The organism is Roseateles sp. FW301-B2, assembly GCF_058788955.1.
This window is the reverse complement of record NZ_JBYTBE010000077.1, coordinates 1-789: the sequence shown is the minus strand read 5'-3', so window position 1 is coordinate 789 and position 789 is coordinate 1. Positions and strand designations below refer to the sequence as shown.

Below are 789 nucleotides of genomic sequence, written 5' to 3'. Positions count from 1 at the left end.
CCGTACCACTTGGAGACGTTCTGGATATCGATCATGGCCATCTGCCTTAGCGAATGATTTGGATCTTCTGCTGCAGGCGGCGCACCGTCATCGACAGGCTGAAGCAGATCACGAAGTAGACGACGGTGGCCACCAGATAGGTCTCCACCGGGCGGTTGAAGTTCTTGCCCGCGACCTCGAAGCCCTTGAGCAGGTCGTAGGCGCCGATCGCATAGACCAGCGAGGTGTCCTGGAACAGGATGATGGTCTGGGTCAGCAGCACCGGCAGCATGTTGCGGAAGGCCTGCGGCAGCACCACCAGCTGCATGGTCTGGCCATAGCTCATGCCCACCGCGTAGCCGGCGTAGACCTGGCCCTTGGGCACGCTCTGGATGCCCGCACGCATGATCTCGGAGTAGTAGGCCGCCTCGAACACCGTGAAGGTGATGATGGCCGAGAGCTCGGCGCCCATGGGCCGGCCGATCAGGAGCGGGATCAAGAGGAAGAACCACAGGATCACCATCACCAGCGGGATGGAGCGCAGGGTGTTGACGTAGAAGGCCGCCGGCAGCACCAGCCAGCGCTTGCCCGAGAGCCGCATCAGCGCCAGCACCGTGCCCAGCGCAATGCCGCCCAGCATCGCGATGAGGGTGAGCTGGATCGAGAAGATCAGGCCCTTGGCGATGAAGCTGGACGCCACCGCCCAGCTGAAGAAGGAGAAGTCGAGATTCACTTGCTACCTCCGATCATGCCGGGCACCTGCACGCGCTGCTCGATGAAGAGCGCGATGCGGTTGATGCTGAAGGCGGA

Annotated in this window: 1 protein-coding gene; it reads right to left on the bottom strand. The window is 62.5% G+C overall.

What is annotated here, in order from left to right; translation table 11 throughout:
• Positions 1-46: 46 nt before the first annotated feature.
• The gene (locus AC3WQY_RS24575; RefSeq protein ID WP_285234140.1) at positions 47-712 is read right to left on the bottom strand and encodes an amino acid ABC transporter permease; all 666 of its coding nucleotides are present in this window, start codon (positions 710-712) and stop codon (positions 47-49) included.
• Between the last annotated feature and the right edge of the window lie 77 nt (positions 713-789).